Genomic DNA, 20,399 nt, shown 5'->3' with positions numbered 1-20,399 from the left:
ATGGTGCACATGGGATATGGCGAGACCTGGGCGAAGGTCATTCTCATGGGCGAGCATTCCGTGGTCTACGGATATCCTGCCGTCGCCGCCCCGTTGCTTTCGTTGAAGATGCGGGCTTGGGTCACGCCGGTTGTGCAGACTCAAAATAATGCTGAGAATATTTACGGTACTTCAAAAACGGCGAATCGTTACGGCTCGCAGCCTTCTCGCACCGTCATCAGCGATTTTCGCCATTCCTCGGTTATGGATTCTTCGCAAACCCCTTGTGGCACGCTGAAAGCGTTGAATTATGAGGGTTCGCTTTCCGATGCCGGAAGTCGTTTCGGCGGTCTTGAACGCGCGGTGAAGGTCGCCACGGAATTCGCCGGTTATCCCGGTCTTGCGTTCGACGTGGTCACAGACAGTTCGTTCCCCGCGGGCCGTGGTATGGGTTCTTCGGCTGCAAGCGCAGGGGCGGTGATTCGCGCGATTCTCGACGCCTGCGATGTCAAGACCAGCGAAGAGCAGATTCTGAAACTTACCAACGAGGCCGAGGTCATCACACACGGCAACCCTTCGGGTCTTGACGCGGCGACGACATGCTCGCGCGATTTGGTCGCCTTCGAATCTGGCGATATCGAGAAGATGCGCGTCGATATGCCGGCTTACTTGATCATTGCCGATTCCGGCATTGCTGGTAGCACGCGCGAGGCCGTCGGCAACGTCCACAAAGAGGACGAACAGGACCATGCGCATGTCAAGTCCATCATGGATGAACTCGGCGAACTGGCCCGCGCAGCCGAGACCGATCTCGAGCTGGGAACGGTGCGTATGCTCGGCGAGCGGATGAACCGTGCGCACGGATTGCTCAACGAGCTCAACGTCAGCCACCCTCTGGTCAATCATCTGGCCGAAGCGGCGCGTGTGGCCGGGGCCAGCGGCGCGAAAATGACCGGTGGTGGCCTGGGTGGTTGCCTGATTGCGCTGGCCGCCGACGAACAAACCGCCGAAAACGTCAAACGTGCGTTGCTCAACGAAGGTGCTCGCGAGGTCTGGATTCATCCTCTGTTTGATCAAGACGCGAATAAAAAGTCTCTTGCGGGCGATGAAGTCGAGAATCGTTACGGCAGCAGGTCTTTCGTAGCTGTGTGATAAAGCGCAGTAGGCGAGTTTTGCGCAGTAGCAGATTCATGAAATAATAAGATTTGATGGTAATGAGTAATCGAATTCTGCGGGTTTGGTAGATAGTCTCGCATTTGTATAATCTTGCCCGCGCAAGCGGAATAAACTCTTCAATTGTGAAGGTCAGTGTATCGGATATGACGGAAACGCGAGAGTCGCAAGGGCAATCGTGGGCTGTTTCGCATGTGAAATCGACGAAGCAAAATGCGGCGAAAAAGGCCACTGCCGTCGCCAACGCCAATATCGCACTGATCAAGTACTGGGGCAAGGCGGACGAACGCCTGATTATTCCGCGGGCTTCCAGCCTTTCGTTGACATTGGATGGACTTTCCACACGCACCACGGTCGAATTCGGTGAGCCGTATACTGCGGATAGCCCGGATACTCAATCGATTACCGATTCCTTGACCATTGACGGCAAGGAGCAGCAGGGGCCGGCGCTGACCCGTGTTTCGAAATTCCTTGATATTGTGCGAGACGAGGCGGGTCTAAAACTGCCTGCACACGTGACTTCGTCCAACACCGTACCGTTTGGTGCCGGGCTGGCCAGTTCCGCGTCGGCGTTTGCGGCACTCGCGGCGGCGGCCTCGAAGGCGGCCGGACTTGAATTGAATCCACGAGACCTGTCCCGTTTGGCCCGCCGTGGTTCGGGTTCTGCCTGTCGTTCGATTTTCGGCGGACTGGTGAAATGGAACGCGGGAGACGATGACGCGAGCTCGTACGCCGAGCCAGTGGATTCCGGCAATATGGACCTGGCCATAGTCGTGGTGTTGATAAGCAGTGCAAAGAAGCCGATTTCCAGCCGTGAGGCGATGCGGCGCACCATCGCCACTTCGCCGCTTTATGACGCGTGGATTGATTCCTGCGGGAAAGATCTGGACGATGCGCTCGCAGCGATCCGGGTTGGTGATGTTGGGCGTCTCGGCGAAATCACCGAGGCCAACGCTCTGGGCATGCACGCGGCGATGATGGCTTCGCGTCCGGCCGTGCTCTACTGGCTTCCGCAGACGGTTGCTGCGCTGAACGCTGTCGCGGACATCCGCGAGACGGGCTTGGGTGCATGGTCGACGATGGATGCCGGCCCGAATGTCAAAGTGCTCACGGACGGCCGTGATGCCGAGCGTGTGGCCGACCAGTTGCGTGACCGCTTACCGAACTGTGAGATTGCGGTTCACCGCCCTGGTGCTGGTGTGCGTTTCGAGGCGTAACCCCCATGTCGATGGGGATTACTTTCTAAAGGTTAGAAGTATTACGAAATTTCCGATACGGGAGTCTTGAGAACTTGCTGTAGTTGAGTTCGATTAATGGTATTCCGCTTCCGTTGAAGTTTATTTATGCGATTCCATGCGATGAATCAGTGGTAATTATGCATTCTCGCAGACACTTGGCAGGCGCGAGTAGTTAAATGGTCTTTTGTGAAAAAGCTTATTGAACAACTCGTGAAATTCGGTATTGTGGGCGTCATCGCCGCCGTGATTGACTTCGGCGTGCTGAATCTTCTGGTGGCTGCTTTCCACATGAACAACGTGATCGCAAGTACGATCTCGTTCCTGGTTTCCTTGGCGTTCAATTATTGGGCGAGTATGAAATACGTGTTCAAGCGCCGCGCCGACATGGCCCGCTGGATGGAAGGCTCGATTTTCCTCGCGGCGGCGGTAGTCGGGCTCGGTATCAATGACCTGATCATCTGGATGAGCACGTTGGGAATGGCAGCCAACGCGGCCGTTGCGCAGCATGCGATGTATATTCTGCGCACCAATATCGGCAAGATCGTCGCCACTGTGGTGGTCGCCGTCTGGAACTTCATCATCCGCAAGTGGCTGCTCGACGACCGTTCCGGGCAGAACGGCGAGGCTAAGAATCAAGCTGAATCCGCAAATGAGCAATCCGGTACGTCCGATATGGCGAATGCTTCTCCAGCCGCTTCTGACGGCACGGCCAGTGCCGTCCCGACTTCCGCAGCCAAACCGAAGCACAAAACGTTCGCCCAAAAGCTCGGCGAGTGGTCGATAGCTCACACCCCGAAGGGTTGGCAGTAGGCCTTTTCGTTATTGTGCGAATAATTAGTCTGTGATAATAGAAAAATACGTCTTTTCCCGCACTAAGTAGGGTATAGGTGCGGGAAAAGACGTATCTAGCGCGGCTAATTAGGACTTTCCCCGCACAAATGTGTGTGGAGTGCGGGGAAAAGACGCATTTAGGGATGTATGAAGTATCGGCATGCGCGTGGCGTGGGATACGAGCCGATGAATCTGTTCACCCGGTCTGACGTGCTCACACCTCTGAGCTTGTGCCTTAAACCTCAACCTGCGTGAGCATCGGGGTTTCGGTGCTTTGCTTGATCTGCCTGAAGCCGGTGAAAGACAGGACAAGCGAGGCCAGGGCGAGGGCGGTGACGACGAGGAAACCGCCGTGGGAACCCATCTGGTCGATGAAAACACCGGCGATGGCCGAGCCGGCGGAGCCGCCGATCGAGTTCATCGCACTGGTCCATGCCATGCCTTCGGTGAAGCGGGTCGGCGGCACGAGGTGCAGCATCAGCTGGTTGCCGTTGATCCACGTCGGGGCCTGGCAGACGCCGATGATCAGGTAGATAATCATGATCGTCCAGATATTATGCGCGAACATGAATGAGCCGATTCCGAGATCGACCACAATAAGGCAAAAATAGAAGCGTTTCCACAGCGGGATCGTCCAGTTCTTGGCCCCGTAGAAGATTGCTCCGATCATTGACGAGAACGAGAAGCACGCGAAAACGAAGCCCGTGTACTGCTTCATGTTCTGTTCGGTGGCAAACGAGATGATGGAAATCGACGCAGCCGACTGGAAGGCGCCGAGGCCGAACCAAGTGACGCACATCGCGATCAGGCCCGGTCCCCAGATGGACTGGCCGGATTTCAGCAGGCCGGCCTTCTCCTCCGCGGCTTCCGCACGGCCGCGCAATTTGGCGGCCTTCAGTGCTTCGCGCTCGCGGTATTCCTTGCGGGAGATGCCGGCTTTGCGGGCCAGGTCGGTCTGCGAGGGCGGTTCGGTGGAAAGTTCGGTCAGGAACATCAATGCGCCAACGATGACGCACATGCCGGTCACCGAAAACGCGAGCACGCCGGAAATTACGGCCAAAGTCGAGGCCAACGGATTGCCGATGACCCACATCGCCTCGTCGAAAACGCCGGAAAGCGAAAGCGCCCGGTCGGTGCGCACACGGTCTCCGCGCAGCAGATGCGTCCAGCGGCTGCGGGACATCGCGCCCCATGGCGGGATCGCCGACATAAACGGCACGATGACGAACAGTATCCAGGACGGAACTCGAGCTGTAATGCATGAAACAAGCGCGGTGGCGGCGACCACCCAGACGATGATGGTGGGAATGGAAACCTGTCGCTGGCCGAATTTGTCGACAAGCTTGCCGAGTATCGGGCTCATGATCGCCAACGCGATGGCCTGCACCGCGCTCAGCGCACCCGCGAGCGTGTAGTTGCCGTAATAATGCTGCACGGAGATGGTGATGGTCATGCCGACCATCGGGAAGGGCATGCACGCGATGACCGAGCCTACGGCGAAGCGCGCGGTGTGCGGCATACGCAAGAGTTCGGCATAGCCTCCGAAGAGGCGGTGGGAGGCGTCTTTGATGCCGGATACGGGAATAAAGCGCATGGCTTTAGCAATTCCTTTCAAAATGTGTGGTGGAAGTCTTGCGGCTGATGGCAGCAGGGAAATCCAAGCCGGTTGTGCGCGGTTCATGCGGTTTTTTCGCGGGAATCGGTTATGGCTCAGATGGATAAGAAATATTGTTTGTTCTCTACTCTCAGCCTCGATACTTTAGCGGTCATGCACCCCGACGCGCGGTGAATTTAGCGGTAAACGAAGAATAAAATGTAAATCTTTTGCAAACGTATCTTTGGCGTTATTTGCTGCCTTCGATTCCGGTAAAAAGTGTCTTACGTGCCCAGCCGCTGGTACCCTGTTATTGGGTAAAGGGCATCGTGATTGGCGATGTCCGGCACAAGTCATTCGTCACCGGGAAAGGCTGTTCATGTCGTCAATCGCGTTGCAGACCACGTTGCATTTCGTCCGCCACGGCAAGGTCGAGAACCCCGGTCATCTGCTCTACGAGCGTCTTCCTGACTTCCATCTTTCGGCTTTGGGGTTGCGCATGGCCCAGGCCAGCGGACGGTATATCGCGGCCAACGCCCAAATGAACCAAGCGGTGGCGCTCTATTCCTCGCCCTTGGATCGCACCCGTGAAACCACGCAGGCGATTCTGGCCGAACTCAACCCCGTGCGCCTTTCGCGCGGGCAAGAGGAGCTTTCCATGGAAACCGACCCCCGGCTTATCGAAGCGGGCAACGAATTCCGCGGCCTGCGTATCGGTTACGGCAAAGCCGCGTTGTGGCGGCCGCGAAACCTCAAGCTGCTGCGCAACCTGTGGCGACCGAGCTGGGGCGAAAGCTACCAGCATATCGCCGCGCGCGTGAGCGATTTCGCGCAGGAGGCCGTGCACAACCACCCAGGGCAGCAGGTCATCATCGTCAGCCATGAGTCGCCGATTTGGAGCTATCGGCATATGCTGGAAACCGGTCATCCCGAGCACAACATGCTGTTGCGGCACACCGCGCTCGCTTCCATCACCTCGATCACCTACGACAGCGAAACCGGCGAGATGCTGCATATCGACTATGCCGACCCGGCCAAGGACGTGAAATGACAATACGCGCCAAAAACAACACCACGAAAGTTCGCATTCGAGCGTGGGCACGTCGGCGTTGTCATAGTGGTGTATGGATTACGATAGGGTGGGGAAACCGGCAATTTGGCAGTGAGAGCAAAGGAGCGAATATGGCGGTTGATATTGAAGGCGGCATCATCAAGGATGGTGAACTGGCTCGTTTGGCTTTGATGCCGGAGGTGCGGGACGCGGCGCAGACCGGCGTCGATCTTATCGCGCTTTGGCCTCTCGATACCGCACAGAAGCTCAGCAATGACGCGAAATATGCCGAGGACCTGCAGGTTCTCGTCTGCCGGGCGGTGGCCGAAGTCATCACCGGCGCTGAAATTCCGATGGCGGATGCGGAATTCGTCTATGAAGGTGCGGTTGATATTCCCGGTCGTCCGCAGTCGGTGGTCGATGCGCTGATCGATGTCAACGATGCCTACGAGCAGATGGAAGATTATTCCCGTAACGGCGATACGGCGCTGGTCATGGCGGGTGCCGGCGATCTCAATGTGGGCTGGGACGAAGAAATCGTGAAGACTGTTGCCGCCGCACTCGAGGAGATCGAGCAGGCCGCCGGTGCCGCCGCCGTTTCGAGCGAAGGTGGACAGAGCGAAGACGGCGATTCCGAAGATGATTCCACGCCGCACGGCCCGGACGTCGAAAGCATTACCCAGCGTCTTGTGGTGGTGTTGGCCGCGATTGAGGGGTTGCTTGGTTTGGTCGAAAACGACGTGGATGCCGCCAATGACGTTGACGCCGCAGCCCGCAATGCGACGCCGATTATGCTTTATATCAACGAGTTGTGCGAGCGCATGTCGATTCCACGCATGTACTTGACAAGCCGGCAGTTCAAGGATCTGGTGGGTAAGTATCTTGAGACGGTGGGTTCCGGCGACGGCGAAAATGCCATCGATGCCGTGGCCGGGTTCGTCTCGCCCTTGGCCAAAGCCGAATGGGAGAAGCATCACAACGACGTTGTTTACGATCCCGTGGCGGTGGCTAAGGCCGAAAAGGAAAAGGAAGAGAAGATCAAGAAGGCCAAGCTGGCCGAAAAATTCAAGGATATTCCGGAAGACAAGAACAAGCCGCCGGTGGAGCTGTAAGTTCGGGCCAGGTAGCCGTTAACGAAGGCAGTGGGTTCGGCCCGGCGAGGTTGCCGTTCCTTGGTTCTGTGGCCTTCAGCTGGTCTGCTCCGATATCCGATATATACGAAAACGTGCGCTATCGCAATATTGCCGGTAACGCACGTTTTTCGTTTTTCCAATGTTAGATGTTCTGGCTCAGTTCTGGGCGTCGACGGAATCCGTCTTGGCGGGCTTCATATCGGTGGGTCCCATATATCCCTGCGCCGGCTCTCCGCCGGAACCCGGCAGTTTCGTCTTGCCGTTATGGCCGCCGCCGGGCCGCGTATTGGCGTCAAATGGCGGCTCTTTCAGGTTGGTGCCCTTGGGATTCCTGGCTGAATCTGTTGTGCTCATCACGATCTTCCCTTCTGGTTGGACACGCACGTCACGGTGCGCCGGATGGCTTAAAAAGTGCCGGACGTACATTTCTGCCGACGATGTCTCATTATATGGCGTCATCTATGGATATCGTGAAAAATATACAAATCGTTTCTATTTATTGAATTTTTGTAAGCCGACGATTGCCGATTGCCGGCAGGCAAGTAGCTGGAAACGGTATGGGTATGGATTGATGCGCATGACTGATGGCAATGGCTTGGCCGCAAACCAAAGGCCCTCCAAACTCGTCCGATGGACGTATTCAGAGGGCCTTTGGTCGTACCGGTTAGCGCTTATTTCGCGGGGTCATTGACGTTGCTTCCAAAGCCGTCTTCTGCGCCCCAATCCATTATTGGGCTGCTGGCCTTGTTGCGTTTGCGGGTCCTGCTGGCCGAAGGGATTTTGGCTTTGGTCCGTCTCTTCGGTGTGGGCTTCGTGCTGGGGCTGGTACTGCGTCTCAATGGACGAGAAAGTTTGCGAGCTTTCGCCCTGCTCATATTGGTCCGTTCCGGAGCCTTTCTGGCTCGCAGGCTGGCCGTATTGATTGTCGGCGGTGTTTTGCGGATTTGCCGGTTGCGCATACGGAGAGTTCGCGGAAGCCTGTTGACTTGTCGTCTGCGGATATTGCTCGCCAAATGGGTTCTGCTGTTGCTGCATCGGCTGGGCATACTGGCCGTACTGATTGGCTGGCGGATTTCCCTGATTCATCGGCGGCATGTATTGGCCGTTGACGAGGCTCTCCGGAGGCAGAGACTCATCGAAACGAGCGCCTTCCGGGTTGGGGCCAAGCACCATCAGCACGATTTCCAAGATAAAGCCGGCCAGCATGCAAAGGAAAGCTATGAGCATCGCTATGATCATGCCGGCACCGGCAGTCTCGAAGGACGATTTGGACGGGCCGGAGATGGCCATTCCACCGAAGCCTACGACCATCGATAGCACCATGATCATTCCGCCCGCGATATCCAGGCCATAGGGCAGCAGCCACCACCAACCTGACTTGTTGGAATCGTGCAGGCGTCGGATTGTGATGGCAAGGCTTGGGATGAAAAGCGCAAGTCCTACGATGGTATCAATGAAACCGGCAGCTTTTCTGAACAGAAGCACGTCAAGGAAGAGAAGAACGAAGTAAAAGATCAAGAGGAACAGTTGTACCCACCAGTATTCGCTGCGGCTGGCGCGACCGGAGAACTTGATGTATTTGAGGAAGAAACGCTTGACGGCTTCTATCGGCGGGCAGCCATAATACGGCATGTTCAGCGGGACGGCTGTCGAAGGCCCGAAATTGCCGGCATTCGGGTTGCCGTAAGGCTGGCTGGGCGCACCATTCGGGAATGCGGATGCCCCGCTTTGAAAATCCATCGATTGGTTTGCGGCATATTGAGGAGGAACGTTGTTTGAGGCTTGCTGAGCGTTGTCATACTGCGGAGCCTGCTGGGAAGCGTTGTATTGCGAGGCTGCCTGCGGCGCATCATATTGGGGCGCTGGTTGCTGGGCTTCGTACTGGGGCGTTGCCTGCGGGGCTTGGTGTTGCGATGCCGATCCGGGGAGCGGTGGAATATCGGGAATAACAAAGTTTTGCGGCGCACTCGATGACGACGTGTCAACGGGATTGGCTGGGGTTCCGGAAGCGCCTCCGGCTGTGTACGGGCTTTCTTCCGGATTGTTGTAATCCACGTTTGGTTGAGGGCTGGTGTCGTCCATCGATTTCCTTTCCTTGAACTGTTCCTTGTTCTATGCATATCGCGATAATCGTTGAATACCCACATCGTTCGGATACAGCGTGAAGATACGACCTCACATCTTGCTTTCAGTTTAGCGGATGATGTCGAAAGCCACCAACTTGGGATAAGATATTGTTCGAATGATTTTGTAATAGTTGCAACGATTCGCAACGTATATGGCCGAATTGTCAGAGTTCGCTGTCATCAAGCGAGAGCGCGTCATCCTTATCTGCCGTGCCGAGGAGCAGACGTTCGACAAGCGAGACCAAGCCGAGCAGTATGCCAGTCAGGGCCACTACGACGATGGCGGCGGAGAAGATCATCGCCGTTTGGAACGAGTTGAACGCGCCCTGCAGCCACACGCCGAGGCCGTTGGTGGCGCCGAGGTATTCAGCGGTGACGGCAGTGCCGAAAACGTAGGCGGCGCTGATGCGGATACCGGAGAAGATCTGGCGGCCGGCGACACGAAGTTTCACGTGGAACAATGTCCACGGCTTCGTCGCCCCGCAGGTCAGCGCCACGTCCTGATAGAAGTTCGGTACAGCTGCCAAGCCGCGCGAAGTGTCGACAGCAATCGAGAACAGGCCGAAAATGGCTACTAGCGTGATTTTGCCGACCGGATTGAAACCGAACCAGATCATAAACAGCGGCGCAATGGTGATGATAGGGATGGTCTGCGCGGCCACCAGCAACGGGTAGATGGCGCGGTTGGCGGTTTTTGAGACATAGAGGCCGATACCGATGGCGATACCGACGATGACGGCAATCACGAAGCCCGCCAGCGCTTCGCCGGTGGTCACTGCGGTCGCAGCCATGAGGTCGGGCCAGGTCGCGATTATCGACGAGACGATGGCTGCGGGGGAGGCCAGCGTGGTCTCGGAAACGAGATGGGCGCTGGCCGCTACCTGCCAGACGAGAAGCACCGCCCCGATGGTGATGGCCGGTGGCAGCGCCTTGCGCCACCAGTTCCGGCGCCTGTTTCGCGTTTTCGTATTGTTGTGCATCAATTGCCTCATTGGTATAAATACAAAAATGAATTCAAATCTGAGAAAGATTATTTCCAATAGCTTTAGTCGGAAATCAATCTAGGCGGAGCACCGAAAGTTAAGGGGAAACTTTGCGGTCATCTGCATCCCTGTATTTTCGGCACGCTCTCATTCGCGCTCATTGGTGACTATTCCACATATTTGTTGGTCGAAAGCTCGGCGGCCTGGGGCGCGCGGGCGAGCTTCTTCTTGTGCGAATCGGTGTAGGTGCCGGCGTTGTACTGGAAGTCGAGATACTTCTGGCCGTCCTCGGTGTTGAGCGTGGCGGTGAGCTTCTGATCGGGCTTGCCGTTGGTTGTCTCGTCGTTCATGCCGTTGCCGCTCCAATAGCCTTCTTTCACAACCTTTTCCATCGAAGCTCGGGCGAGTTTCGGATCGAGGTGCGAGGTCTTGGTCTGCGAAACCAGAATGTCGGCGGCCTTGTCGGGATTGGCCAGTGCATAATCGTATCCACGGCGAGCAGCCTTGATGAACTTCTTCAGATTGGCGACGTTCTGCGGGTTTTTGAGCCATGAGTTCTTCACCGCAAAACCGAGCTGATCGGGATTGCCGGGCACGCCCCACTTGTCGGCCGCGAAGCAGTTGAGCGCCGGACCGTTGAGCTGCGATTCGACCTCTTCCCAGTTGGCGTAGAATCCTGCGAAATCACCTTTGCCGCTCGTGAGCGTCCGGAAGGTATTGGTACCGGCCGTTGCAGTTTTAAAGTCACCGTCCCCGCCGGCGAAACGAATCATCTGGCGTACCGAAGCGCTCTGTTCGGCTGACCCGAAGGTGACGAAGGTCTTGCCGGCAAAGTCCTTAGGCGTCTTGATGTCGGTGCGGCTTTTCAGGCTGCACCAGCGGGCGATGGGCTTTTGCGTCAGGTCGAAAACGAGCTTCAAGTCGGCTCCGTGCGCGTCGGCGTTGGCTAGATCGGTCAGTTTCGAGAAACCAATATTTGCCACCCCGTTCTCCACGCTGGTTTCGGCACCGGCCTGGGCGGTCGGCAGGATTTTCACATTGATGCCGGCATCCTTGAAATAGCCGAGTTGTTGGGCTACATAGAGGCCGACATGGTTGGTGTTCGGCGTCCAGTCGAGCATAAAGGTCAATGTCGGCTTGCCGTTGGCGCCGGTGGTGTTATTGCTTTCCGAACCATTGCCGCAGGCAGCAAGCGAAAGACCAAGTGCTGCCACGCCGACGACTGCCGTGGCCTTGCGCATTATTTTGCGGTAATCAGTGAAGTTGGTTTTCGCGTCATTCCGAGAACGGCTAAATCGTCCGCTACCCCTAAAAAACTTCAGAAAATCGGTTTTGATACTCATTATGAATCACCTTGTCTGTTCTGCGGCCCGAGACGACGCATGCGAAAAGGTGAGGAGTCCGCGCGACGAATCAAGCCGGTGCATTGAGCTGGGAATCGTTGTATGCCAATCGGTTTTGCGGTTACGGTTGGGTGTTATCTCAGCCGTTTCCACCGCAAAGTTGCTATTCCAAGCTATCTGCGTTGTTAAAATCGTCTTGGCGCAGCTGCTGCCACCAACCACGCGAACAGCTTTAAAGTATAGGCTTCGGCCCTTACCGATATAGTCATCGACGAACGTGTTGTAGCACTCAACGGCTAATTATAGGCAATTGTTGCTTCCGTGCTATGGAATTCATTGACGCAAAATAAGGAATGTTGATATTCTGCGGTTTTGGTGATGGGAAAGCATGCTTATCGAAACAGAGAACGCTTTGCGGGCCGCTTTTCACGTTCAGTGCTGTGCGGAGCCATCGTATCGATTCGAATTTTATATGACGTATTGTGATATTTGCTACATTTTCGCTGTGAAACCGCTCGAGAAATGTCGAGGTATTGCTTTTGCGTATTGGCATTCGGTGCCGGATCGACTTTTCTTTTTCATTTGTCTTCCGCGGTATGGCCGGTTGCGTTAATCTAGAACTATGAGCGAAAACAATAGCAACACACTCCGCATTGCCGTCGTCGGTGCCGGCCCGGCGGGAGTTTATTCATCCGACATTTTCCTACGCGAGCTGAAGAAGCAGGGCGAATCCCTTGGTCTGCCGACCAACGCGCGTATCGATCTCTTCGAAAAGCTGCCGGTGCCGTTCGGTCTCGTACGTTACGGCGTCGCGCCGGATCATCCTGCCATCAAGTTCATCGCCGATGCGCTGGAGAAAACGCTGGATAATCCTGATATCCACCTATATTGCGATGTGGAATTTGGCCGCGACCTGACACTTGACGATTTAATGCCGCGCTATGACGCGGTGCTGTTTGCCACCGGCGCGGTGGCCGACCGTCCGTTGACCATCGCCGGCGCCGACCTCGACGGCGTGCACGGTGCCGCGCGGTTCGTGGAGTGGTACGACGGCTATCCCACCGGCGCCCGCACTTGGCCGCTTGACGCCGAAAAGGTCGCCGTCATTGGCGGCGGTAACGTGGCCATGGACGTTTCACGCGAACTGATGCGCAACGCCGACGACCTCAAGGCCCGTACCGATATTCCCGATAATGTCTACGAAGGAATCAAAACCAACAAGGCGAAAGAGTTGCACCTCTTCATCCGCCGCGGCGTGGCCCAGGCCAAGTTCAGCGTGCAGGAGTTGCGCGAGCTCGAGAAGCTGCCGGGCGTGCAGATCATCATCAACGAGGACGATTTCGGCCTTGACGATGACACCATCGAGCAAGCCGGCAAAGACAAGCTGACCCGTCAGATGGTCGAGGAACTCTATGCCATCCGTGACATGGCGGAGGACATGGAAGACGATGGCGGTGTCGATTTCGAGGGCAATCCCGCTACCAAGAAGTATTACATGCACTTCAATTCCGCGCCTACCGAAGTGCTGGGCAAGGATGGCAAGGTTGTCGGCCTGCACGTCGAGCACACCGAAACCGGAGCCGACGGCGTGATGCGTCACACCGGCGAATTCACCGATTATCCCGTCGAGGCCGTCTACCACGCCATCGGCTACAAGCCGGCGAGCGTGCCGGGCGTGGCCTACGACGAGCAGCGCGATGTGCTGGCCAATGAAGAAGGCCGTATTCTCGCCGAACCGACGCTTACCGCCGAAACCGGCAAAAGCACCGTTCGCCCGCGTCTCTATGCAACCGGTTGGGCCAAGCGTGGTCCGGTCGGTCTGATCGGTTCCACCAAGTCCGACGCGCTACTGATCGTCGGCAACATGCTCGAAGACCTCACCAAGGATGAGAATGCCGACGGGAACGGCAAAGGCTGCATCGCCGCCGATCGTGACCCCGAGTCCATCGACCGTCTGCTGGCCTCCCGCGGCGTCAGGCCCATCGACTTCGCCGGCTGGAAGAAGGTCGACACCTACGAGCGTGCCGAGGGCGCGAAGGAAGGCCGCGAGCACAAAAAGGTCATTGACCCCGACCAGATGCGTGCGCTCGCGTTGGGCTGAGTGGCGCTTTGAGATATTTGATTGATCGGCGGCGGGACTGAACATACTGGCGCTGAGTGTATCTCTGCCGTTGCTTCGCCTATTGCCTCGATTGACGCAGTCCTATGCCATTCCGCTAGCTGGCACTGTTCGATTATTTGACAGTGGTGTCGGGTTTCCGTCTTGGGTGCTTTCTGTTGATACGACAGAAAGCACCCTTTTTCGTGCTTTTCGTCGCGCCCAATAATTCACTGCGACCAAAAGCACGTTTTTCTTCGTTTTTTCGTGCTTTTCGTCGCGTTTACGAAATCACAGCCTGCGTTCAGCAAAAGTACAGGCAGGTTCGTTAGGCTTTAGTTTATGGACGGCAAGATCAAAGTGCATGGCCATTTGAACGGCCTCAAAACCACACTGCTTTTCGGGGTGATGTGGGCCATCATCATGCTCATTTGGTGGCTTACCGGAGCCAGTCGTGACACGCTTATCTACTATATTTTCATCGGCCTTGCCTCCACCTTTATTTCCTATTGGTTCTCAGACCGTATTTCGATTGCTTCGATGGGTGCGCGACAGGTCTCCGAAGCTGAGGCGCCTGAGCTTTACCGTATCGTCCGCGAACTTTCCGCGCGCGCAGGCAAGCCAATGCCACGTATCTATATCGCTCCGACGATGAGTCCGAACGCCTTCGCCACTGGTCGCAACGAGCGTCACGCAGCTGTTTGCTGCACGCAGGGAATCCTCCAGATTTTGAACGAGCGCGAGCTGCGCGGCGTGCTCGGCCATGAGTTGATGCACGTCTACAACCACGACATCCTCACTTCGGCGGTCGCCAGTGCGATGGCGACGGTGATTACCTATCTCGGCTATATGCTGATGTTCTTCGGCGGCGGGCGAGATAACGATGATCGTGATTCCGGAATTTTCGGACTGATTGGCGTCGCCTTGAGTTCGATTCTCGCGCCGATCGGCGCTTCGCTGGTTCAGCTGGCGATTTCCCGTACCCGCGAATACGACGCGGATGAGGACGGCAGCAAGCTCACCGGCGACCCGGCCGCGCTCGCTTCGGCGTTGAATAAGATTACGTCCGGCGCGCAGGCCAACCCGATGCCGCAGACCGCCGGTACACAATCCGCTGCCGCGATGATGATTGCCAACCCCTTCTCCGAGCAGGGTTTCAGCCGCCTCTTTTCCACGCACCCGCCCACCCAAGAACGCATCAATCGCTTGATGCAGATGGCGCGTGAGATGCAAGGTGTTGGCGCCGGCCCGAATAGAGGGTCACATTTCAATCGGTTGGGTCCCGATGAATCGGCTCAAGTCGCGTACTGAGTGTTGATTTCGGCGCTTCGTTGCGAAAATGGGCTGGCGTCTTTCCGTCCAAATTGACGTGCTCGTAGTCGATAATCCCAATAAGAGATTATCGACTACGAATGAAATTTATCTGTCTGAGATTATGGAATATGGATCGGTTTCAAAGCCGGATTCCATGGGGTCAACGATTTTCGTTGAGTTTCTTGTTGATTTTGTTGATATTCATCCTTTTGAATGTGATGACGATAATCCAAACCAACGCATAGATAATGACGAATGCGGCTACAACGCTCACCAGGCCGCCGGGAATCTCTTTGAAACCCAAGCCATTAGCCAGGAGCCAAGCGATGGTGAATGTGAACGTCAGCACGCAGTGGGCGATATAGCCAACAAGTTTTCCGTTATTGAGCAGGAACGTCAGTTCGCCGATCAGCATGCTCATCATGAAGAGTGTCGCAATGCTTAGCGGATTGATGGGTATCCATCCAGGTACGACGGCACTGACCAACAGGAAGAAAAATGAGCCGGCACCGAGCCCGTCGACTGCGTAGAAAACGATTGCGCCGAGAAGCGTCCTTTGGTGTTCCGTGGTGCCGCCTTTCTTTCCGAGATTTCGGTTACTTTATTGGACAATCCAGTATAATGCTTTGATTATATACCTAAGATTTGAGATATCTGACGTATATCAAATGATTGATGTAAGCGTCGTAAAACCATTGCAATACATCAATTGCACTGCACAGAATTGAGCATGGAGTGATTCCTTTTTGCTCGGATATCTTTGAGATGACATCAAATGGTCATGTCGTAGTTTGCAGATTTTTCCCGTCTCGGTACAGGTTTCGCGGCTCTGTGCTAGACTCATTCTTTGTATGCGCGCGTCAATGTGCGTGCACCGTTGCGGATGTAGTTCATCGGTAGAATGGAAGCTTCCCAAGCTTCAGAGGCGGGTTCGACTCCCGTCATCCGCTCTTTGATATTTCCGATAGTTCGTTGAAGATAAAAATCATGTGAAACCGTCATTTGCTCGAAGCTCTCAAATGAGGTAAAACCAATTATTCCCAAAATGATTATTCCCCTCCGATGAGCTATCTTCAGGACTTACCGTTATTCGATGAACGGTTGATGGGCAATAATGTGGTTCGCAAAACAAAGGAAAAATCAATGCGAATTGCCGATTGAAGAATAAAGTGGAGGAGGCAGGAATCGAACCATGCATCTCCGCCTTGCGGCGGGCTCTACCATTGAGCTAATCCCCCAATTCACTGGGCTATCAAAGAATAACCGCGATGACTTGTCAAGTATATCACATATTTTCGATCGACAATTCCATGTCTGCGGCTTCGGCCGTTTTGGCCGGTCCAGAGGTTTGTGTTCGTTCCGGTTTCTGTTTTCTGAAGATTTTGCATGTGGGATGACCTCCGTCGAAGTCGATGGCGAGGCTCGCGGCAATAATGGAGGTATGACTATTGCGACCCCTGAACGATATCGTGAAATGCTGGAATCCGCGCGGCGTAACGGCTATGCCTATCCGGCGATCAATGTGACCAGCACACAGACGCTCAATGCCGCGTTGCAGGGGTTCGCGGAGGCACAGTCCGATGGCATCATCCAGGTTTCCGTAGGCGGTGCTTCCTACTTTTCTGGGCAGCGTGTCAATGACCGCGTCACCGGTTCGCTGGCGTTCGCGGCGTTTGCGCATGAGGTGGCCGCAAAATATCCGAATATTTCCATCGCGCTACATACCGACCATTGTGCCAAGCCATATCTTGATGGCTGGGTGCGGCCGCTGCTTGCCCATGAAGCGGTTGAGGTGGCACATGGCAGGGAGCCGGCCTTCCAATCGCATATGTGGGACGGTTCGACGGTCCCGCTCAAGGAAAATCTCGACATCGCCGAAGACCTACTGGATCTTTGTGCCAAAGCCCGTACAGTCCTTGAAATCGAGGTCGGTGCTGTCGGCGGCGAGGAAGACGGCCATCGTGCGGATATCGACGAGAAGCTTTATTCCACGCCGGCCGATGGCATTGAGGTCGCTCGTAGGCTCGGCCTGGGGGAGCGCGGCACTTACATGGCGGCGTTTACGTTCGGTAACGTTCACGGTGCGTACAAGCCGGGGGTGGTGAAGCTGCGTCCGGAGCTATTGGGCGAGATCCAGCGGGAGGTCGCGTCCGCCGCAAAGACGGGAAAATTATACAGCGACACGAACAGGGGCCTGAACTCCTCTGTGACCGAGGTTTCCGAAGGTCGGGATGCGTTGGGATTCGACAAGTCGGATGATTCGGATTCCCGTGTAGTTGCTCCGTTGACTGCAAGTCCATCGGTCAGCACTCCTGGGTATACGGACACGGATTTGCACGACGACAAGCCATTCATGCTGGTCTTCCACGGCGGATCGGGCTCGTCGAAAGGTGACATCACTGCCGCAGTGCATTACGGCGTGGTGAAAATGAACATCGATACCGACACGCAGTACGCCTTCACCCGCGCGGTTGCCGGCCATATGTTCGAGCATTATGATTCCGTGCTCAAAGTCGACGGCGAGGTGGGCGAAAAGCGTTACTATGACCCGCGTTCGTGGGGTCGCACGGCCGAGGACGCGATGGCCAAGCGCGTGGTCGAGGCCTGCGTGGAGCTGGGTTCGGCCGGCAAGGCGCTCAAATAAGTTTCTTAAATAAACCGCTTAAATAACCTGTCAGGTAAGCTGATTAACGGGGAATATGGCAAAACGGCACAACACGGCGAAGCGCCAAGGAAAATAAATAGCGCATGTTCGAAGGCAAAAATTTGGAACGCCGGCGTTTGGGCAAGGTGCTCCCGTCGATGTTCACAAATTCTTGTCAGCCAGTGCAGAGGGATTGACCCTGCCCGTACTGGCGCGCACGATATAAGACGATTCCAGCATAATGGGCTTTCGCTCGTTCAGCGGTTTGGTATGGCGGATAAGGCCGATCGTCTCGGTCACGGCTTTGACTCCCAACGCCTTACGGGGCAGGCGGACCGTTGACAATGCGGGGGAAACCAGCGAACTGAACTGCACGTCGTCGATGCCCACAACCGACACGTCATCGGGAACATTGACATCCTTGCTGTGCAAAGCCGCGATGAACCCGATGGCCATGATGTCGTTGTAGGCGATAACGGCATCGGTGGGGTTGCTCAGAAACTGGTTTCCGGTACAGAAGCCGCCGCTGAACGTCGGAGTATTGGAGGGAATGCGGCGCAGTTTCAGGTGGCGTCTTAGGCAGATGGAGGAAAGCGTCCTCCAACGCACGCCGTCCTGCCAAGACGATTCCGGACCGCTCAGATAGGTGAAACTGCGGTGTCCCAGCGCGACAAGGTGATTGATCGCCTGCGTCAGTCCTGTCTGTACCTCGGCGATCACCGACTGGATGCCGCGAATGGAGCGGTTAAGGGTCACCAACGGCTTGGTTTGGGCAAGTTTTCTGATGCCGGTGTCGGAAAGGCGTGACGAAGCGAGGATGATTCCGTCAATATGTTGCCCGGCGATGTGAATCGAGGTCCGTTCGATGACGGTATTTTCCTCCGAGTCAAGCACCAGCAGGCCGAAGCCGTTCGTGAGACATTCGTGTTGTGCGGCTCGCGTGTATTCTGCAAAAACCGGGTTGCTGAGGTCGGCCACCACGATACCCAGCATCCCGTTGAGATGATCGTCGTTGGTATGCGCATTGATCGTATGTGAGCGATAACCGAGCCGGTCGGCGACCTCGTAGATTTTTTCGGCGGTTGCGGCGCTGACACGGCCGGGCCTTGCAAACGCTCGGGAAACGGTAGACGGCACAACTCCGGCAGCTTGGGCCACGTCTCTGATGGTGACGGGTTTCTTGGCATCCTCCAAGACGGCAGGCGGCTCTTGCGGATTGTCTCGAAAATCTTTCGATAGGTCTTGAAGATTCTCGGCCTTGCCGTCATCCGTTATTTCGTCATTGTGCACTCTTTTGCCGTCCTTTGCTCTTTAGTATAAGCATACGTTGGCAAGTAATGGCAACAGCATACGGCCAAATGCTGCTGCGCGTAAACTGAGGCACGATTTAGGACTTTCGGGCAATCACCAGGGATTGTCTGTTGCGCTTCTGCTAGGAGGATTTTATGGCTGTCAAATCAGGAACGCCTTTATCCCCAGACAGGCTATTTCCTGCCGAGGAAAAAACATTGCATGCCGCACGCGAACTGTATGCCTCGGTCAAGGATCTTCCCATTATTTCCCCTCACGGGCATATCCCCGTTGGATGGTTTGCACAGGACAAGCATTTTGCCAATCCCACCGATTTGTTCATCACGCCCGATCATTATGTCACTCGTGTGCTGCATGCCCAGGGCGTCGCGCTGAGTGCGCTGGGGGTCAACCAGCCTCATTTCACCGAGCAGCAGGCCCGTGATGCTTTCCTGCTGCTTGGCCAGCACTGGTTTGCTTTTGCCGGAACGCCGATGCGTTATTGGTTCGAGGATTCGTTGGTGCGCGTTTTCGGCATCGATACCGCTTTTGGCCCGGATACGGCGGGCGTGATTTACGATGAGCTCAACGAGATGCTCAAGACCCCGGAATTCAGCACGAGGGCGCTCGCCAACCGTTTCAATATGGATTTCGTTTCCACCACCGACGATCCCGTCAGCGATCTGAAGCTTCACGATGAGGTCAATGCCGATCCGGATTTCAAGCCGTTTGTCGCCCCTGCGTTCAGACCTGACGTTTATCTTGAGCCGGGCCGTGCCGATTGGCCGCAGTTGGTCCGTGACCTCGGCTCGGCCGCCGATGTGGATGCCTCCAGCTATGAAGGTTTCACGCAAGCCATGCGTCGCCGGCGCCGGTACTTCAAAGAGCATGGCGCGGTGCTGAGCGACCATTCGCATATCAGCATCAATTCCGAAAGGCTCACGGATGCCGAGGCTGGTCGTCTGTTCCGGGAAGCGTACGCCGGACGAATCGATTCACGTGATGCCAACCGCCTTCGCGCCCATCTGTTTAACGACCAGGCGAGATTGGCCCAGGAAGACGGCTTGGTCATGACGGTCCATCCCTCCATTGCCCGTAATTATGACAACGCTTCCTACGCCGACTATGGCGCGGATATCGGCGGTGACATTCCTGCACGAGCCGAGTTCGTCGAGGCTTTGCGCCCGCTCTTGAACGAGTACGGCAACAATATCGATTTCCATTTCGTCGCCTTCACCACCGACGAAACGGTGTATTCCCGTGAACTTGCGCCGCTCGCAGGCTTCTATCCTTCGTTCTTTGTGGGCGCTCCATGGTGGTTCATCGACTCCCCGGAAGCCATTTCGCGCTATTTCCGTGCCACGGTTCCCTACGCCGGATTCACCAAGCTTTCCGGTTTCATTGACGACACGCGTGCAATCTGCTCGATTCCCTCCCGCCACGACATGAACAGGAGGATCACCGCGAGTTTCGTTGCTTCGCTGGTATGCGATCATCGCATTTCCATGGACGAGGGGCTTTCGGTCATGCACTACGAGGTTGCCACGCAGCCCAAGCGTGTGTTCAAAATTGATGCTGCGAAGCAACAATAAGGGTTTGGAA

The 20,399-nt window shown here is 55.8% G+C and carries 16 protein-coding genes and 1 tRNA gene; 10 read left to right on the top strand and 7 right to left on the bottom strand.

Annotated features, from left to right (window positions below; translation table 11 throughout):
- From mvk to PT279_RS03960, 3 genes are all read left to right on the top strand, one after another.
- Positions 1-1,131 (top strand): mevalonate kinase, encoded by a 1,131-nt coding sequence (gene mvk / locus PT279_RS03970; protein ID WP_277165670.1) that lies wholly within the window; start codon positions 1-3, stop codon positions 1,129-1,131.
- 167 nt (positions 1,132-1,298) lie between these two features.
- Entirely contained in the window at positions 1,299-2,369 is a 1,071-nt protein-coding gene (gene mvaD, locus PT279_RS03965) for a diphosphomevalonate decarboxylase (protein WP_277165668.1), read from the top strand.
- Positions 2,370-2,576: 207 nt separating this feature from the next.
- Positions 2,577-3,200: a GtrA family protein gene (locus PT279_RS03960; RefSeq protein ID WP_277165666.1), complete on the top strand. Its 624-nt coding sequence runs from the start codon at positions 2,577-2,579 to the stop codon at positions 3,198-3,200.
- Positions 3,201-3,456: 256 nt separating this feature from the next.
- On the opposite strand, the gene PT279_RS03955 is transcribed toward PT279_RS03960, so the two are convergent.
- A complete protein-coding gene (locus tag PT279_RS03955; protein WP_277165664.1) occupies positions 3,457-4,815 on the bottom strand; it encodes an MFS transporter in 1,359 nt (452 codons plus the stop codon).
- Between the two features lie 379 nt (positions 4,816-5,194).
- Here PT279_RS03955 and PT279_RS03950 point away from each other — a divergent pair, with 379 nt between their 5' ends.
- Entirely contained in the window at positions 5,195-5,866 is a 672-nt protein-coding gene (locus PT279_RS03950; RefSeq protein ID WP_277165662.1) for a histidine phosphatase family protein, read from the top strand.
- Positions 5,867-5,997: 131 nt separating this feature from the next.
- Complete coding sequence (locus PT279_RS03945) at positions 5,998-6,978, top strand: hypothetical protein (RefSeq protein ID WP_277165660.1); 981 nt, start codon at positions 5,998-6,000, stop codon at positions 6,976-6,978.
- Between the two features lie 177 nt (positions 6,979-7,155).
- Here the strand turns inward: PT279_RS03945 and PT279_RS03940 are convergent, their stop codons facing one another.
- The 4 genes from PT279_RS03940 to PT279_RS03925 form a co-directional block, all read right to left on the bottom strand.
- Positions 7,156-7,353 carry a hypothetical protein gene (locus tag PT279_RS03940; protein WP_277165658.1) on the bottom strand — a complete coding sequence of 66 codons (198 nt, stop codon included), beginning with the start codon at positions 7,351-7,353 and terminating at the stop codon, positions 7,156-7,158.
- Between the two features lie 330 nt (positions 7,354-7,683).
- Positions 7,684-9,081 (bottom strand): DUF805 domain-containing protein, encoded by a 1,398-nt coding sequence (locus tag PT279_RS03935; RefSeq protein WP_277165656.1) that lies wholly within the window; start codon positions 9,079-9,081, stop codon positions 7,684-7,686.
- A gap of 208 nt (positions 9,082-9,289) precedes the next feature.
- Positions 9,290-10,105, bottom strand: coding sequence for an ABC transporter permease (locus PT279_RS03930; RefSeq protein WP_277165654.1), 816 nt, complete (start codon positions 10,103-10,105; stop codon positions 9,290-9,292).
- A 170-nt stretch (positions 10,106-10,275) separates the two neighbouring features.
- Positions 10,276-11,349 carry an ABC transporter substrate-binding protein gene (locus PT279_RS03925; RefSeq protein ID WP_348519370.1) on the bottom strand — a complete coding sequence of 358 codons (1,074 nt, stop codon included), beginning with the start codon at positions 11,347-11,349 and terminating at the stop codon, positions 10,276-10,278.
- Between the two features lie 724 nt (positions 11,350-12,073).
- Here PT279_RS03925 and PT279_RS03920 point away from each other — a divergent pair.
- Together PT279_RS03920 and htpX are read left to right on the top strand one after the other, a co-directional pair.
- Positions 12,074-13,552 (top strand): FAD-dependent oxidoreductase, encoded by a 1,479-nt coding sequence (locus PT279_RS03920; RefSeq protein WP_277165650.1) that lies wholly within the window; start codon positions 12,074-12,076, stop codon positions 13,550-13,552.
- 339 nt (positions 13,553-13,891) lie between these two features.
- Positions 13,892-14,860: a zinc metalloprotease HtpX gene (htpX, locus tag PT279_RS03915; RefSeq protein WP_277165648.1), complete on the top strand. Its 969-nt coding sequence runs from the start codon at positions 13,892-13,894 to the stop codon at positions 14,858-14,860.
- 163 nt (positions 14,861-15,023) lie between these two features.
- Here htpX and PT279_RS03910 read toward each other — a convergent pair whose 3' ends face one another.
- The gene (locus tag PT279_RS03910; protein ID WP_277165945.1) at positions 15,024-15,401 is read right to left on the bottom strand and encodes a DUF3021 family protein; all 378 of its coding nucleotides are present in this window, start codon (positions 15,399-15,401) and stop codon (positions 15,024-15,026) included.
- 341 nt (positions 15,402-15,742) lie between these two features.
- On the opposite strand from PT279_RS03910, the gene PT279_RS03905 reads away from it, so the two are divergent.
- A tRNA-Gly gene (locus tag PT279_RS03905) sits at positions 15,743-15,813 on the top strand.
- 491 nt (positions 15,814-16,304) lie between these two features.
- A complete protein-coding gene (gene fbaA / locus PT279_RS03900) occupies positions 16,305-17,507 on the top strand; it encodes a class II fructose-bisphosphate aldolase (RefSeq protein ID WP_277165646.1) in 1,203 nt (400 codons plus the stop codon).
- 162 nt (positions 17,508-17,669) lie between these two features.
- Here the strand turns inward: fbaA and PT279_RS03895 are convergent, their stop codons facing one another.
- On the bottom strand, positions 17,670-18,797 hold the full coding sequence (locus PT279_RS03895; protein ID WP_277165644.1) for a LacI family DNA-binding transcriptional regulator: 1,128 nt from the start codon (positions 18,795-18,797) through the stop codon (positions 17,670-17,672).
- Positions 18,798-18,952: 155 nt separating this feature from the next.
- Between PT279_RS03895 and uxaC the strand changes: the two genes are divergently transcribed.
- Positions 18,953-20,389 carry a glucuronate isomerase gene (gene uxaC, locus PT279_RS03890; protein ID WP_277165642.1) on the top strand — a complete coding sequence of 479 codons (1,437 nt, stop codon included), beginning with the start codon at positions 18,953-18,955 and terminating at the stop codon, positions 20,387-20,389.
- Positions 20,390-20,399: the final 10 nt, after the last annotated feature.

Source organism: Bifidobacterium sp. ESL0784, from assembly GCF_029433295.1.
Classification (GTDB): domain Bacteria; phylum Actinomycetota; class Actinomycetes; order Actinomycetales; family Bifidobacteriaceae; genus Bifidobacterium.
Note: the sequence above shows the minus strand (reverse complement) of the source record. Positions and strands in the feature narration are given on the sequence as shown.